We start from the raw sequence: 15,025 nt of genomic DNA, 5'->3' as shown, positions 1-15,025 counted from the left end.
CGCTCCTGTGATGCATCGTCAGTTGGGGCGTTCCTGCCCTAACATTCACCTTTTGGGCGATTATTGAATTCGCCCATCCGCTGCTCCATCGTTACCCGCGGACGGTACTGTTATCCGCGAAGGAGTTCCGGGAACAGCTTCTGACCGTCGTAAGGAGTCTTGCACCGGAGAATGCCATAAATGGCATGGATCAGTTTTCGTGCGACGGCTACAAGAGCTTGAAGTCGAGCTTTGTGACGCGCCAGTAGCGATTCGTAGAAGGCTTTCATTCAGAGCCAACGATAAATCGAGGGAGTAAACTCCTGTAGCCTCAAGCGTAACTCGTACCGACGCTTTTCGCTTGCGGAGCCATGCGATCAGGAGTCTGTGTCCGTTTGCATTATTGGGGAAATCGCGTTCCTCGAGAAGTTCCTCTCGTTGTTGAACTGCTACAGCCAAGCTGACGGCACTGACATCTATACCGCAGAACAGCTTATCCGGCACGATAGTGGATTGATTACCCATAGAGTAACTCCGACGTTTGAAATTGGTCTCGGCTCCGCCCCTATCCGCTAGCGCGGACCCACTCCTTTCGCCGACCTTGAACATACAGGCTCAATGGCCTCCGATTCTCCACGGCGTAATGAGAGAGGAACGTCGGCCGCTCTCTGCGACAGGCTTCGGATTACTCCGGCCTCAGGTGGGTACGGCCTCTCCGCCAAAACGTAACCCTATGATTTTGGCTGGCACAAGACCCCAGCGCATCATCCTTAGCTCTCTCTCTCTTCTCGCCATCGGTTCGGATGACAGGCTGAAACGTTGACGGAGCTATGTTGAAATCGGGCGGCAGTTCGAAAGTCAGGTGGAAGCTTGCCCAGCTTAAAGGCTTCAGCAATGCGCTGCTTGTCGGATCGGCGAAAGTAACGACCGCACACTTGCTACCCCTCCTCTATAAGTTCTTCAATTCGATCAACAGCGGCCTGCCAGCTTGCGTGCTGCTCATTGCTCAAAGTCTCTAGCGCCTTCATTACTTCCTTGGATGCACTTTCAGTCTTCAGATATTTGGTCAGGACCGCAATGTCATCATCCAGGCGTTCAAGACTCTCACGTTGGATGGTCGATACGTTCAAAAATGGCAGAATTATCGTGAACAGGCTCTGGGTCTTCAGGAGCTACACGATCTGTGAACTTCAGCGTGGAGGTCTCGACGCGGAATCGGGTCAGGTAGGAAGCGACATCTTGAGATCTGCTTCGAGGAACTGGCAGCGCCATCCGTTCGCGAGCATAAAATGCATGTACACCTTCCGCCGCGGAGCTCTCTCGGAAGCACATCGCTTACAGTACCGCTCCCGTCCTGGATATGGCGGCTCTAGAAGACTTCCGCAGCCACAGCAAATCTTACCTTCCTGCCGCATCCTCTAAGTCGACGACCGCTCACTACCCATAGGCGAAGAATAAGCGAATTAGCTGTGGACGCGGGGGATTTAATCTATGGAGTAGGAGAGCAGAGAGCGAGCGCGTGATGGTGTTGCACTCGCGCCGATACTGAGCAGCTTCTAACTCTGCTCTCTCGGCGCGAGCCTCCATCTTCATGAACTCAACCACCAAGGGTACTCTTGCAGTCGAGGAGAAGCGAAATATCACTTTTCGCGCTATCCCCACAGGCCAGTTATTCAGTGCTCTCATGGAGGGCCGCTATGTGAAGGGCACGCATGATTACCCCAGTGTGGCGCTGCACGCGGGTAGGACGGCGTAATCAACTAACCTGCGCGGACCTAAATCGAGCAGCATTTGCTTGGGAGGTTCGCGCAGGAGCTTCAAGCGCCTCCCTCTGCGCGCGAACTTGCAGATAATGCAATCAAATGACCTCTTCCTGACAATTCCCCTCCCCGATCTCTCTACTCTTCAACTTGACCGGACCCGTATCTTTCATCCGGCAAGCAATTCTGCCTCACCCAGAGAAAAAGAGAGAGAGATCATGCACCGCAAATCTTGTTCAACGGCCCCTGCAGCAAATAAACTCACCTCGCGTCGCGGTCTTCGCACTCAAATCCGATCGAACGCAAAAATCTTCTTGCTCTTATCCTCGCAACCGCGTCTCTTACCGCTGCGGCCTCCGCACAAACCGCAGGCTCTTATCAAACCACCAACATCCTCTCCGACGGATCGGTAACCGCCACCGTTACAGATCCACAGTTCATCAATCCCTGGGGCGTCTCCGTAGGGCCCGCCTTCTGGATCAACACCCAGGCAACCGGGCTGGACTACGTCGCCACCGCCACCGGAACCATTCCCTTCAAGGTAGCCATCCCCACTGCTTCTGGCACCGGCACCGGCTCCCCCACCGGCACCATCTTCAGCCCATCCACAACCAACTTCAAGCTGACCAACGGCTCCGCTGCCGCCTTCCTCTTCTCCACGCTCGACGGCACCATCAGCGGCTGGAACTCCGCTCTCAGCACCACCAACAGCGTTGCCCAGATTGCTGTCAATAACAACACAACGGGCGCCGACTACACTGACATCGCCCTCCTCACCAACACCACCGGAACCTTCCTCCTCGCTGCAAACTTCGGCGCAGGCACCGACATCGAGACCTACGACACCAGCTTCCACGCCGCCAAACTGGCCGGCGCCTTCACCGACACCAACCTCCCCGCCAACTACGCCCCCTTCGCCGTGCACGTCCTCGGAAGCCAGGTCTTCGTCACCTACGCCCTTCGCAGCACCAACACCTCTTCCCCCACCTCCCCGGTCGCCGGACCCTATGCCGTCTCTGCCTCAGGACCCCACGCCGCGGCCACCAGCTACATCCAGACCGTAGGCGCCGGCAACGGCATCGTCGACGTCTTCGACCTCAACGGCAACTTCGTCTCCCGCGCCATCACCGGCGGCAACCTCAACGCGCCCTGGGGCGTCGCCATCGCCCCCACCGGCTTCGGCATCTTCGGCGGCGACCTCCTCGTCGGCAACTTCGGCGACGGCCTCATCAACGTCTACAACCCCACCACCTTCGCCTTCCTCGGCCAACTCACCGACGCCACCGGTAAACCCCTCTCCTTCCCATCGTTGTGGGAGATCGTCTTCGGCCAAAGCAACGCAACCCCGGCTGGCGCAGGCGATCCCAACACTCTCTACATCGCCGCGGGCCTCGCCAACGAAGCCCACGGTCTCTTCGCCGGCATCGCCAACACCACATCTTCAACCGGCACCCCAGCCTTTGGCTTCAGCGCTTCAACCACTGCCGCCACGGTCACTGCGGGCAACTCCACCACCGCAACCATTAGCGTCGCTCCAACCAACAGCTTCACCGGCAACGTATCCCTGTCCTGCAGCGGCCCGGTCGGCGTCACCTGCACCTTTTCACCCGGCACACTCTCCGTCACGCCCACAGCCGCAGCCACCAGCACCGTAACCATCCAGACTGCGGCCCGCATGGCGCATCTCCAGAAGCACAACCCCTGGACCAGACGCGAAGCTTCCATCACTGTTGCCTTTCTCCTGCCCTTCGGCTCTCTCCTTGTCTTTACCCGCAGACGCGCCCTCGGCAAGTCACACCCCATGCAGATGCTGAGTCTCTTCGCGCTTCTGGTCCTCTCCACTGGCGTAGTCGTCGGCTGCTCCAGCGGCTCCAACCCTGCCATGACACCGACAGCCTCCGCACCGGCTCCCACCGCGCCAACAACCCCGGCGGCGCCCGGCACTCCGGCTGGTCTGCAGATGGTGACCATCACGGCCACCTCCGGCAGCCTCACCCAGAACACGACCATTGCACTCACCGTGCAGTAGTCGACCGGCGTCCTTCCTCACGGCCGCCCGCAGCATTGGGCGGCCGCTTTTTTGAAATCGACCTGCAAAAACAACTTTTGAACACTGTTACGATAAGTTCATGGGAATGAGGTCTCCCACATCCGCCGTACAGATCCGCTGATGACCTCTGCCAATTCGATCTTCTCAATCTGAGGAACAACGAGGCAGACGATGTCATATCTCTGGGTCACAATCGGCAGTGCGTTGGGCGGCTTACTGCGTTACGCCATCACGCGCCTCACTCTCACCTACAGCATCGGGTTTCCCTTCGGAACGGCATTGTCAACTTAAGAGGTTGAGGGACATTCTGAGCTGGGAACGCTGCGGGTCTTGCGCTGGCTTAGGCCGCGGTCACTTCCCGCCAGACCGCGAATGACCGCGATCGCAGGAGCCGGTGATTGCTAGACCTCAATAAGTGTCGGCCCACTCGGAACAGATTTCGGACGGCATCATGGAGGGAGAGAAACGTTGTGCGTGCCTGGCAGATTTGAATCGGCGCATTTGCCGTTCCCGTTGGCGCGTCGGCTGATGCGAGGCTTCGACGCGATTGTTGGCGTACCGCTCCCCCTGTGAGTCACGTTGCTGAAGATGCTTCGCATGGCAGCGGAGTAGCTTCTCAATTTGTCGGTAATGATCTGCAGTGATTCCGAACCTTGGCCACGCAAGAGTTTTCGAAAGAATCGCTCTGCGGCCCGCTGATCACGATGCGGCTGGACCAGAATGACGTTGATCCAAGATCCGACTCTCTTTCCAGGGCATACAACATCGTCGTGTGTTGCCCAATGCTGAGGAACCGTCGCCGTCGCGCTTCGCTGTAAACCATGTCTCCGGTCTGTTTTGTACGGAAGTGCTAAGTACGCTCAGCCGGACGCCCCCTCACCCGCTCACTGCTGATGGAGTATCGGGCGACGATGGACGCGCTCTCCCCTCGACGATCAACGTCCGGCTCTCGGCCGTTCGGAAGATGGTCTCGGAGGCGCGGAAGAACGGAATGCTCGGGGCCGAGGAGGCCGCGAATCTGACCGAGGTCCCTAACATCCCCAGAAGGGAACCCGGTTGGGCAACTGGCTGAACCGCGAGCAGGCCAAAGAGCTGCTGGCCGTCCCCGACCGCTCCAACTAAAGGGCAAACGCGACTACGTGATCCTGGCGCTGCTGGTCGGCTGCGCCCTCAGGCGGAACGAGCTGGCCGAGCGCGACGTCGAAACTATCCAGCAGAGGAAGGGGCGCTGGGTCCTGGCCGACCTCGAGGGCAAAGGCCGGCGCATCCGCACCGTTGCCATCCCGATCTGGGTCTAACAGGGCATCAACGCCTGGATGATCGCGGCGAGGATCGAAGATGGCCGGCTGCTCCGCTCCATCTCCAAGAGCGGGAAGAATCGTGGGCGCCAAAGTGCTCGATCCCGATTTGTTTCGATGACTGTTCAACTACCGACCAGACCGCCAGTCGCTCAGCGTATCGCCATTGATGGGACTATAGGCTCTCAGGGTGAGCGACTCTATTGTGCAGGCGCGGCATGAAGTATCTTGAAATGATTCTGCAAAGATACGGCCTGGTGGAAGGAACGCCGGAATAATGAAGCGTCGCGTCTGTTCGCCGTCCCGGACCCTTCCTTCGTCCTCAAGGATACGGTCGGCGAGATGTGCTTCTGCAATTTGCGCTGCTTCTGTGTTTGGTCGGTGCAGTTGGCTACCAGGCCGAACCTTCTTGCAGAAGATAAAAACGCTGCGTATTCGCTGGCCACTCCATCGGGTGAAGAACATCATTTCGCAGGGATTGTGGATGTGGCGCGGTGGGCTACTTCCAATGCTTTTGGATAAAGAGGTTCGGGAGCCGGGCTCTGTTGCATTAACGGGCGCGTCGTAGTCTGGAGTCGTTGGCCGAGGAGCCTTGTTCATGTTCAAGCGCCGTCGTTTCCCTGTGGATATCATCCTGGTGTGCGTTCGCTGGTACTGCAAGTATGGGATAAGCTCCCGGGATCTGGCGGAGATGATGCAGGAACGCGGCGTAGACGTGGATCCGTCTACGATCATGCGCTGGGTTCATCGCTACGCGCCTGAGCTTGAGAAGCGGGTCTGCTGGTACCAGCGGGTACCGTGCGACCTCGTGGCGAGTGGACGAGACGTATGTGAAGGTCGGTGGCCACTGGAAGTTCCTGTTCCGGGCCGTCGACAAGCATGGCCGGTTTGACCACGGACCAACTCGGCTCTTATCCAAAAGCCATTAGCCGGCTACAACGAGAAGGCAAGCTATCAAGCGATACCAAGCATCGCACGTGCAAGTATCTGAACAACATCATTGAAGCCGACCACGGGGCTCTGAAGCGAGTCATTCGCCCCACGCGAGGCTTTCAGACCATGAAGACGGCCGCCGCTACGATGAAGGGGTTCGAGGTGATGCGGATGATCCGCCGAGGACATTGCCTCACGTGTAAGCCGCATGTCAAAGACGAGGTGCGATTCGTAAACAAGCTGTTCGACATCTTCGATATCGCTGCCTGAGGTAAACCGCGCAACGGAAGAACTGCGACCAACAAAGTTAATGCAACAGAGCCCGAACGTCGCTATCGTTGTGCGAAGCTCGTTACTCCACGCCCGCGACCCCGTTGATGAGTGCTAGGCGATGTTTCACCAACTACCGTTCGCTAAGGCCGCAATTCTCTAAATCTCGGGTCCGTTACGGTCGTGACGCAGTAATCCTTCAGGCGGTGGATCATGTCGACGCGGATGGTTTTGGGGCTTGCGTGTTCGCTGGTTGTGATGCTGCAAGGTTCATCAGATTATCCAGCGAAGCCCGTGCGGATAATCGAACCATTCGGTGCTGGTGGTGGACCGGACATCATAGCTCGCGCCATCAGTCCGAAGCTAACCGCTCTATGGGGCCAGCCTGTGACAATAGAGAACCATCCCGGCGCGGGGAGTACAGCGGCGCCCGCTCTGGTTGCGCAGTTGCCAGCTGATGGTTACACGTTGCTCGTTAACACCAGCGCTCAGGCTTACAGCGCCGCGCTTTTGAAGAATCTGCCGTATGACCCGTTGAACGATTTCATCCCGGTCGCTCCACTCACGAGCCAACCCTACGTGCTGGTGGCGGGCACGTCATCAGGCATCGCCTCAGTCCGCGATCTCATTGCCGCAGCGAAGGCAAGGCCAGGCGAGCTGAAGTTCGGCTCGGCTGGCATAGGCACCGGCACTCACCTGGGGGCCGAGAAATTCAATCTAGCGACGGGCATTAGGGCCGTACATGTGCCTGGCGACACGACCCCCGGAGCGATCGCCGATACGGTCGCAGGCCGTACCACTTACCTGATTACACCGATCTCTTACGCCTTGGCCGACATCCGTGCGGGCAGGCTGCGCGCTTTGGGCGTAACGACCAACACGCGCTCACCCTTGCTCTCTGAAGTGCCCACGATCGCTGAGGCCGGCGTCACGGGCTTCGACTACCCAATTTGGTATGGGGTATGGCTGCGCGCAGGCACTCCGGCCGGAGTGGTGGACAAACTAGCGAAGGACATCGCCCGGGTTCTGGCCGCGCCTGATATGCGCGACTGGCTGGCGAAGCACGGGGCCGATCCAATGAGTATGACGCAGCCTGAGTTCGCGCACTTTGTCGTGAGCGAGAGTGAAAACGCCGCACGTATCGTCGAAGCCGCCGGGATTAAACCTCGGTAACCGAGATTCCACAAATCGCGTACTGGGGACGACCCCTGCTCCGAAAGGTCCCTCGCCCGCGAACGTGTTAAGTGGCGATAACCTGTGGTGCCCAGCCCTTGGCACCGAGAAGAATTCCATGGTTCTGCCCCGGCGTATTCAGCTGGAAGTTGCGCAGTGTCGACCAGTCGAAACGAGCTCTCAACTCGGCCATGGAGACAGGAAGAACAACTTCGTGGACTTGGATGGCGCAAAGTAGGTGGTTCTGGGAGAACCTGTGAAGCAGGAAGTCCACAATTCCGGTGATCGGCGGATTGGTGCGCCGTAGGTCGACGCCGGAGGTCCTGTCGAACGCATCGCCCCAGGGCGGCGCGATGAACAGAATCAGCAGTTCATCCAGCCCCGCCGAGATGCCGGCCAGTCCGGTGAGATAGTCCGTATTCAGGACGTCGATGGGCAACGCCAGAGCTCCGATATTGTGCCGAGTGAGCCGGAAAACTGCAGCATCCGACTCGAACCCGACGCCCCTCGAGCCGGGGAGGTGCCGCAACAGCCAGTACAGCGTGTTGCCGGAGCCAGCGAAGAGATCTACCACTTGTGCTCGGGCGCCTGGTAGTCGCGGGCCAGCAATAGTGGCAACCTCTTTGCCAATCGCATCCCCCAATCGATCGCGCGTGCATTCGACGGCGGTCCGTCCCAAAATCCGGGCGCCCTTCGCATGCCAATCGTCTGGCCGCATCCCGTAGACGGAGACATAGTCGGTATCGCCATAGCTGTCGCTGCCGTACCGCTGCACCTCCCACAGGTCCAGCACGGTATTACGCTTCGCGCCCAGCAACAGCAGTTCACGGTCATACACAGGGAGCTCATCGCTCATGATCTTCTCCGGCCTCAAACTAGGTGCCCATGCGTAAGGTGGCGCGTTGGTCTTCTATGTTCTCTCCGCAACAAAATGAAAGCGGGACGCCGGTGCTCCGGCTGCTAACTTCCTGGTGGCCCGTCAACCACTCAGAGTTCTCTGGCAGCATCAGACTATGCCTCTTGGAGCGGCTTTCCGCGAGTTGGTGGACCAACGCAGAGGACCACAATTGAGGCAGTGATGAGAATCGGGTCGATGATCAAAAAGAACAGCGATTTGCCGTGGATCGCGAATAAATGTCCAAAAACTAAAAGCATTGTCACGGCACCTACTCGTCCCCACGCAGACGCGATCCCCATCGCGGTCGCGCGAATCTCCGTGGGATACAGTTCGGGAGTGTAAGTGTATATCGCAGTGGATCCAAGGGAGAGAAAGAAGACTGTTGATCCGGCGAACGTCATTATCTGGGCAGGTGATTGCGAGTGGCCAAACAGTGTTCCAAACGCAGCGACAGAAGCAAATGAGAGCAAGATCGTGTATTTGCGATCGAGCCATTCGACCACATACCCTCCCAGTACATAACCGGGAATCGCGGCGGAATAGATGACGACAGAATATCGGAAAGAGTTCACGATGGAATGCCCTTCGGCCGACAGTATGGTCGGGAGAAAAATCTGATACGTGTAGAGCACCCCGTATTCCGCGAACCACGCGGCCCAGAGCATGAGTGTGAGGCTCCGATAGGCTGTGCCGAGCAGTTCCCTGGGATGCACCCGCCTTGGGGACACCTGTGGTCCGCCGGGGCTGGGGGCGACCGGTGGTAGGACGCGACCTGTGGACTTGGCGACCTCATCCTCCACTCGCCTCAGGACGGCTTCCGCGTCGGCCAGTCGACCTACACGGATCAACCACCGGGGCGATTCCGGCAGCACCGATCGCATGACGCCTCCAATAAGAGCAAACGGAGCTGTCAGGAACAGCGCCCAGCGCCAGCCCAGGGTCGGAATGATCAGCAGAGCCCAGACCGATGAGAGTGCAATGCCGGCTCCGAAGAAAGCCATCATCCAACCAACTAATTTTCCTCGTATTCGTGAGGGCCACAATTCCGCCAAGTAGGGAGGAACGGTCGAACTCTCAGCTCCGACGAAGAACCATGTGAAAAAGTTAAAGAAGGCAAATACGCCTACCGTGTGAGTCAGCCCTCGGGACGCAGAGAAGACCGAGTACAAAATCAGTGTGAACAAGATCGTCTTCTTTCTACCCAGATGATCGGCAACAAAGCCACAAATGGCAGAGCCCACAAGATAGCCGGACAGCCCGATTGCCGAGACGACGCCAATCGTCTTCGCATCGAAATGCCAGACGGTGCGAAGTGATGCGAGAACAAAACCAGTGACAGCCGTATCCAATGTGTCGAACAGCAGTGACAGGGCAGCGACGATAAGGATCTTCGCGTGGAACCGTGACGCGGGGAGACGATCAAGGCGATCAGAAGCTTCTGCAAGCGTCAATTGTTCCGTCTGTGCCATGAGTCAAGGTGGCTTTCAGCTCGATTACGATGCGAGAACTGTGTAGTAAGTGCGAGAAGAGAAATAGTGCCCCCGACCTGCACGTGCCATAAGGTCGGCGAGGAACGCGTCAGCGTCAGCTTCAGAGAATGCCCCTATTCTCTTGAAGTGCTTAAGGGACGGCGCCACAAACCATGTATGAAACGCATCAAGATCCTGCGCGACCTCAACTTCGGGCGCGATGAGAATGTGATTAAATCCAAGCTCGCGAAGTTGGCCTGGAAGCTCTCGTATGATGAGCCCATTTCGCAGTTCTCTGCAGGCGAGATCGCTGAATCGGCGCCCTAGTTTGTTGTCCGACGATTGCACGACCAGCGTTCCCCAGTCGATTTCTGTGATGGAGATTAGCCCGGATGGAGCGAGGACTCGTTTTATCTCCACCAAGGCTTTCATGGGATCGGGAACATGCAGGAGTAATTGCGTTGCAAGGACACGATCAAAGCTCGCAGCCGGGAATGGAAGTTCCAGGACGCTCCCCACTCGGAACGAGAGGTTGTCAACGTTCTCAGCAGAACGTTGGCGTGCCTCGGCAATCATGGTCTCACTGAGATCTACGCCAACGGCTGTCCCCGGAGAAACAATCGGAGCCAGGAGGCGAAGAAAGTCCCCCGTACCGCAGCCAACGTCAAGTACGTTGTGTCCGGGGCGGAGAGCCAGCGACGCAAAGAATTCCCCGGGCGACGTGCGAGCACGCTCAAGAAGGCGAGCGCGGGTAGCATCCAGAAGGTTCACAAAGAAGCGTGGGTTTTCGGTTCGATCGACTTGAATCCATGCGTCTGCGAACGCAGTCGAGGGCACCAAGGGCTGAGCCAAAGCATCCTCCTGGATGCATAGATGTGCGATTATCCACCCGCACAGCCAATCAAGGCAACCGATTCGTTTCAGCACTGATGCGCTGCGGGTGGATAATCGGCGATACGGAATTGATCATTGTCCTCTTGTAGTGCACTAGAACGGGGTTATTGGCAACTTCGTCTGAAGAGCGGGGTCGCTGGTCTTTCCGACGATAGCGACAGCCCTCCGGTCGTACTTAGGCGAACCTTAGCGCGAATACGGGCACGTGGCGGAACTTTCGGCAAGTTGCCAATGACCCGACCTTTCAGGAGGTAGACTGGCATCGCATATGGAAGGGTGAATTCGGAATTCCGACGACGAAGGTAAAGAACAGAAAAAGCAAATGACTGCAATTAAACCATTCATGAACAGATTGATAGATTACGCGGGGCTCTTTCCTCCCGCAGGCCTCGATATGCTAACGTCGACGCGGAACTATGCCAGTTACCGCTCTGGTAAGTATGCGTGGGCTCTGGGACGGTTGATCGTCCCAGTTGCGAGGCTGACAGAATTCAGCGTGGCACTGATGGAGGTTGGCAGCAACGAGCAGACGACACCATGGCTCCTGGGCGCACTCAGCACGGGCAATGCGCAGCAAGATGCTCGCCTGATATCTGGGCTCGATAAGATGGGCGCAGTTGTTGACGTCCTCGAGTCCAAGGCTGCGAATCTGGCTGAGGTGCATGAGCTGCTCTCAGCCGCACCCCAAAGACTACTCTCTACGTCGAATTTCCACTGAAGAATTGCAGGCAAATGATTCCTGCACTGAAGGAAGGGAACGCGCGCGCAAAGATTCGGACCGGAGGCGTTACTGCCGATGCCATCCCAAGCGTCGAGCAGGTCGCGGAATTTCTCGTGGCCTGCGCCGAAGCAAGGGTTCCCTTCAAGGCAACGGCTGGACTGCATCATCCTTTGCGTTCCGTTCAACAGCTCACGTATGAACCGGGGAGCGCATCCGCTCTGATGAACGGCTTCGTCAATGTCTTCGTCGCGGCAATCATCGCCTATTACGGAGCAACAGAAGAGAAGGTTTTAGCAGTGTTGAATGAACACGATCCTACCGCCTTTCGCTGGAGCAGGCACGCTCTTGCATGGCGTGATCAGGAACTATCCGCGGAACAAATCAGAGAAGCGCGAGAGAACGTCGCTATCGGCTTCGGCTCCTGTTCGTTTACTGAACCTATCGCCGACCTTTTGGATCTCGGATGGCTCTCATGAAACAAAATGAGCTGGGTTGAATCAGCTAACAACCGCGTTATCTGCCTGGCCATATGTCAGTTCAGACAACGGAGCGTTACCTAGGGTGAACGGAGTTGACCTGAGCGTGCAGACACGAGTAATACCCGGAGAGAAGACAGCTGGACAGAACTAAGGCAAACACTTGTTTCCTAAGTTGTCTCATGAAGTTCCTTTCAGTGTGAATTCCTTGAGCCACGTTGAGGCGTGAAGTCTATCACGGGGTATCGCTTCGCTTGGCGGTTGGTATTGCCAGCAAAGCCGGGGTTATCGGCAACTTCGTGACGAACTTGCCGCAAACCTGACTTTCGGGGAGTTCAAGAGAACTCGCGACAATTGAGATGTCGAAAAAAATACTCCTCTTGAAGGAGGTCATGCAGTGTAACTAAGGAAAGCGAGTACAAAACCCGCCTGAGTATCCCCCGTCCATTGTCTGGGTGAACACGGAGATTTGTGTAGCGGGGGTACCGAGTGGCTGAACTGATATGAAGCGGGGCAGGTTTGGCCCCTCGCTTGGGAAAGCGAGAAACTTGTCTCCGCGCTGGACGTAAATGACGTCCCGATGCGCCGGGATAGGGAGTAGTACCTCATATCCTGGATCGTGGTCCAGAATGATACGGACATGCGCAACGGTCCCTTGAGGCCTCATGAGCAATACCGAATCGCCATTGCCCGAACCTCCTCCATATAACAACGAACCAAAAAGACCGGCTTCGTCGAGTTCAGCCAGATCCTGAATCTGTAAACGGTCTTGAAGGCGGTTCGCCAAGGATGAGACCAGGAATCCGCCCCAGCTTGATACCACTGCCCCCCGGCGTGAGCTTATAGCACGTAGCGCTGATTTGCTCGACGTCAAATCCCTGAGAACGCGCAAGCGCATGAAAGCGATCCGAGTCCGCAGCGGTATAGCTGGCACCGTGTCCAATTGGCTTGCATCCACGTAATTAATTGCGCGAGCACTTCACTTGCCTCGCCGGAGCCCTGTGCGCTGGCTTTTTGGAGCCAATGTGCGGCTTCTTCGTAGGAAGCTTCTACTCCCAGCGGATTGCGCCGAAAGACCACATGCGGAGGCTCGTTACCGCTCTTGCCACAATGTGGCGCGTCTTGATCGGGCTCAAAGGCGCACTGCTCTGGGATATATTGTTCCGCCAAAAGAAGCTCTGCACCTATGTTTCCAGCCTGCGCCGCACGCATGATGGTGTTTCGAAATGTCGCACTATCACCGGTTCGCGCGAAGGTCATCATTGCTTCATTAGGCACGTGATCACTCTCCAAAAGCTGCGTGAGCGACAGAGCAGGAGGCTTATATCCTCCAGATGATGGATTCCCGTTTGGCTCATTTCCTTTAATCGTGGCGACTGGTTGCTGTGCGGCAGCAATATGTAGAGCAGTCAATGCAAAAGGCAGCAGACAATTTCGTGGGAAGCGCATGGCATAAGAATACTGTGATCTAAGCTTCACAACCGGTCACAAATAAACGCCTGCCAGTCGGATCGCGAGGACGTGCTCATAGATGAATCTCGGTGTCCCGTTCCCGAGAAACGGGGTTATCGGAAGGTTAGCGACCGGGAAATCGGAAGTGGCCGCAAACGTGACTTCTCGGGAACTTTCCCTAAGCTAGGGTCGGCCAGAGTATTGAACGACAACATCGTCTATACGATGCGACTGATTGACTACCCAGTCGGCGCTAGTTCCCGGGGCGGTCGTCGTCAGTAAGCAGGTTCGGTCCTGACCAGTTGATGCTGACACTCGGATTCGCCAGCGCAAAACTGCGGCGCTTCCAAAAGCTGATGATCGCCCTTCGGAGTTCAACGGTTGAAGGCATGTGATCATCGACAATTACTGCGTAGCGAGGACCGCTCAACGCCTGATTGTCCCATCGCTCAATTTCAAAGGCAACTCTTCCTTTTGAATAGGGGACCATTTGGAGGACCTCGTAGTGACCTCCAGTGTCAAGGTCTCCATCAAATAAGAGAAATACAAGCAACACAGGCACAGCGAAGAGGAAGCTCAAGATGAGGAGAGTCCATCGCCGGATACCCAATTGCGATATGGATGACTGACAAGTCTGTAGACCGGGATGATCGCGTTCGGTTCATTCGATTTGCTACTTCATCCCCATACATAGATGGAGATCTTGAAGAGACGACCTTCGGTAACTGCATCGCCAGGGGCTCGGCTCGTGCATGATTCAATCGTTCTATTGCCGTCAGCTGCGCTTCGGACGCGGCGTGGAGAATGCCGGTAATCTCGGTAATGGTACGCCGTCTATCCGAAGACGGGACGATGAGCGAGATCGATGAGACCGTTCGAAATGCTTCTGAATTAAAGCATTGGGCCGACCACGCAGACTGGATTCGTTCCGAAATGGCCGGTGAAGTCCAGTGTGGTGCCGACCTCATCGCTCGGCGCATGAACTGGTTCCTAACCTCCGGTTTGGTCGCTCGGCCGTACCGCTGATCAGCGCACTCACGGGCACAGAACGCTATTTCCCAATGGCTTGTGAAGTCGCTGCTCTTAGCTGACTCTGAGGTTTCTAGCTGGGACGGGGGCATGTTTCCCCATAATCGATTGCCCGGTCCCGCAACTGGAGAAAGCGGCCCTGTCAGGAAGTCGCCCCGGTTACGCGACATGCGAAACTTCGCCACAGATCACGGCCGCACAGAGTTTATGGAATACCACATGAAGAACTTGGGTGAGAACAGACGAGTTCACTATTTGTTCGAGCCATCTCGACGGGTGATGATCATCGGATACTTTGGGGAACATTTGGAAACGGCGCAATTCTGAGGTTCGGGTCGCAATTTCGAGCTTTAATGCAATTGCAGGTGTTCAAACGTATGCGGTTTGTCGAAGGGTTGATATCGCTAAGATTTTCATAAGTATTAAATGCTGGATGAAGCTTTTGAGCCTCGCACAGTCTATGAAGTGGGCCCCGGGCCAAACTTCCGCAAAATTCTGGATTTACGGTAACAGGCCAAAGCGCTCATTGAGCTATTCAGAGCGATTTATCTATTTGCCAAGTGGCCGATAAACCGGGCGGTCTCAACCGGTCGGTGCAACACCATCTGATATGAATTCATTTT

The 15,025-nt window shown here is 56.6% G+C and carries 14 protein-coding genes, 2 pseudogenes and 1 riboswitch; of the genes and pseudogenes, 6 read left to right on the top strand and 10 right to left on the bottom strand.

Translation table 11 applies throughout. The features are described from left to right. Window positions 1-60: 60 nt before the first annotated feature. Together RBB80_RS09695 and RBB80_RS09690 are read right to left on the bottom strand one after the other, a co-directional pair. Entirely contained in the window at window positions 61-504 is a 444-nt protein-coding gene (locus tag RBB80_RS09695) for an IS110 family transposase (RefSeq protein ID WP_433967997.1), read from the bottom strand. A gap of 413 nt (window positions 505-917) precedes the next feature. Further along, window positions 918-1,109 (bottom strand): hypothetical protein, encoded by a 192-nt coding sequence (locus RBB80_RS09690; protein WP_433967996.1) that lies wholly within the window; start codon window positions 1,107-1,109, stop codon window positions 918-920. Window positions 1,110-1,570: 461 nt separating this feature from the next. On the opposite strand from RBB80_RS09690, the gene RBB80_RS09685 reads away from it, so the two are divergent. Beyond that, entirely contained in the window at window positions 1,571-1,735 is a 165-nt protein-coding gene (locus RBB80_RS09685) for a hypothetical protein (RefSeq protein WP_433967995.1), read from the top strand. A 299-nt stretch (window positions 1,736-2,034) separates the two neighbouring features. Then, complete coding sequence (locus RBB80_RS09680; RefSeq protein ID WP_433969596.1) at window positions 2,035-3,768, top strand: TIGR03118 family protein; 1,734 nt, start codon at window positions 2,035-2,037, stop codon at window positions 3,766-3,768. 93 nt (window positions 3,769-3,861) lie between these two features. After that, window positions 3,862-3,926: riboswitch (Fluoride riboswitch) on the top strand. A 271-nt stretch (window positions 3,927-4,197) separates the two neighbouring features. Here RBB80_RS09680 and RBB80_RS09675 read toward each other — a convergent pair. The 3 genes and pseudogenes from RBB80_RS09675 to RBB80_RS09665 form a co-directional block, all read right to left on the bottom strand. After that, complete coding sequence (locus RBB80_RS09675; protein ID WP_433969595.1) at window positions 4,198-4,410, bottom strand: DDE-type integrase/transposase/recombinase; 213 nt, start codon at window positions 4,408-4,410, stop codon at window positions 4,198-4,200. Between the two features lie 18 nt (window positions 4,411-4,428). Then, a pseudogene (locus RBB80_RS09670) lies at window positions 4,429-4,508 on the bottom strand (hypothetical protein); the annotation flags it as partial. A gap of 399 nt (window positions 4,509-4,907) precedes the next feature. Then, complete coding sequence (locus RBB80_RS09665; protein ID WP_433967994.1) at window positions 4,908-5,180, bottom strand: hypothetical protein; 273 nt, start codon at window positions 5,178-5,180, stop codon at window positions 4,908-4,910. Window positions 5,181-5,685: 505 nt separating this feature from the next. On the opposite strand from RBB80_RS09665, the pseudogene RBB80_RS09660 reads away from it, so the two are divergent. Then, window positions 5,686-6,290 (top strand): annotated as a pseudogene (locus RBB80_RS09660) (IS6 family transposase). A 213-nt stretch (window positions 6,291-6,503) separates the two neighbouring features. Continuing rightward, window positions 6,504-7,463, top strand: coding sequence for a Bug family tripartite tricarboxylate transporter substrate binding protein (locus RBB80_RS09655; protein ID WP_433967993.1), 960 nt, complete (start codon window positions 6,504-6,506; stop codon window positions 7,461-7,463). A 67-nt stretch (window positions 7,464-7,530) separates the two neighbouring features. Here RBB80_RS09655 and RBB80_RS09650 read toward each other — a convergent pair whose 3' ends face one another. The 3 genes from RBB80_RS09650 to RBB80_RS09640 form a co-directional block, all read right to left on the bottom strand. Next, window positions 7,531-8,319 carry a hypothetical protein gene (locus RBB80_RS09650; RefSeq protein ID WP_433967992.1) on the bottom strand — a complete coding sequence of 263 codons (789 nt, stop codon included), beginning with the start codon at window positions 8,317-8,319 and terminating at the stop codon, window positions 7,531-7,533. A gap of 155 nt (window positions 8,320-8,474) precedes the next feature. After that, entirely contained in the window at window positions 8,475-9,830 is a 1,356-nt protein-coding gene (locus RBB80_RS09645; protein ID WP_433967991.1) for an MFS transporter, read from the bottom strand. A 24-nt stretch (window positions 9,831-9,854) separates the two neighbouring features. After that, the gene (locus RBB80_RS09640; protein WP_433967990.1) at window positions 9,855-10,682 is read right to left on the bottom strand and encodes a methyltransferase domain-containing protein; all 828 of its coding nucleotides are present in this window, start codon (window positions 10,680-10,682) and stop codon (window positions 9,855-9,857) included. A gap of 364 nt (window positions 10,683-11,046) precedes the next feature. Between RBB80_RS09640 and RBB80_RS09635 the strand changes: the two genes are divergently transcribed. Beyond that, window positions 11,047-11,442 carry a hypothetical protein gene (locus RBB80_RS09635; protein WP_433967989.1) on the top strand — a complete coding sequence of 132 codons (396 nt, stop codon included), beginning with the start codon at window positions 11,047-11,049 and terminating at the stop codon, window positions 11,440-11,442. 14 nt (window positions 11,443-11,456) lie between these two features. Next, entirely contained in the window at window positions 11,457-11,921 is a 465-nt protein-coding gene (locus tag RBB80_RS09630; RefSeq protein WP_433967988.1) for a hypothetical protein, read from the top strand. Window positions 11,922-12,791: 870 nt separating this feature from the next. On the opposite strand, the gene RBB80_RS09625 is transcribed toward RBB80_RS09630, so the two are convergent. Together RBB80_RS09625 and RBB80_RS09620 are read right to left on the bottom strand one after the other, a co-directional pair. Continuing rightward, window positions 12,792-13,370, bottom strand: a complete 579-nt coding sequence (locus tag RBB80_RS09625) for a hypothetical protein (protein ID WP_433967987.1) — start codon at window positions 13,368-13,370, stop codon at window positions 12,792-12,794. 256 nt (window positions 13,371-13,626) lie between these two features. Continuing rightward, window positions 13,627-13,863 (bottom strand): hypothetical protein, encoded by a 237-nt coding sequence (locus RBB80_RS09620; protein ID WP_433967986.1) that lies wholly within the window; start codon window positions 13,861-13,863, stop codon window positions 13,627-13,629. Window positions 13,864-15,025: the final 1,162 nt, after the last annotated feature.

Origin of the sequence: Tunturiibacter gelidiferens, assembly GCF_051013345.1 — a bacterium.
Lineage (GTDB): Bacteria > Acidobacteriota > Terriglobia > Terriglobales > Acidobacteriaceae > Edaphobacter > Edaphobacter gelidiferens_A.
The sequence above is the reverse complement of the archived record's forward strand: the minus strand, read 5'-3'. Positions and strand labels throughout refer to the sequence as shown.

What these genes read in the sequence shown, in the direction of transcription:
- RBB80_RS09695 (WP_433967997.1), bottom strand. Translation starts at nt 504, where the DNA reads ATGGGTAATCAATCCACTATCGTGCCGGATAAGCTGTTCTGCGGTATA.
- RBB80_RS09685 (WP_433967995.1), top strand. Translation starts at nt 1,571, where the DNA reads ATGAACTCAACCACCAAGGGTACTCTTGCAGTCGAGGAGAAGCGAAAT.
- RBB80_RS09655 (WP_433967993.1), top strand. Translation starts at nt 6,504, where the DNA reads ATGTCGACGCGGATGGTTTTGGGGCTTGCGTGTTCGCTGGTTGTGATG.
- RBB80_RS09650 (WP_433967992.1), bottom strand. Translation starts at nt 8,319, where the DNA reads ATGAGCGATGAGCTCCCTGTGTATGACCGTGAACTGCTGTTGCTGGGC.
- RBB80_RS09645 (WP_433967991.1), bottom strand. Translation starts at nt 9,830, where the DNA reads ATGGCACAGACGGAACAATTGACGCTTGCAGAAGCTTCTGATCGCCTT.
- RBB80_RS09635 (WP_433967989.1), top strand. Translation starts at nt 11,047, where the DNA reads ATGACTGCAATTAAACCATTCATGAACAGATTGATAGATTACGCGGGG.
- RBB80_RS09630 (WP_433967988.1), top strand. Translation starts at nt 11,457, where the DNA reads ATGATTCCTGCACTGAAGGAAGGGAACGCGCGCGCAAAGATTCGGACC.
- RBB80_RS09625 (WP_433967987.1), bottom strand. Translation starts at nt 13,370, where the DNA reads ATGCGCTTCCCACGAAATTGTCTGCTGCCTTTTGCATTGACTGCTCTA.
- RBB80_RS09620 (WP_433967986.1), bottom strand. Translation starts at nt 13,863, where the DNA reads ATGGTCCCCTATTCAAAAGGAAGAGTTGCCTTTGAAATTGAGCGATGG.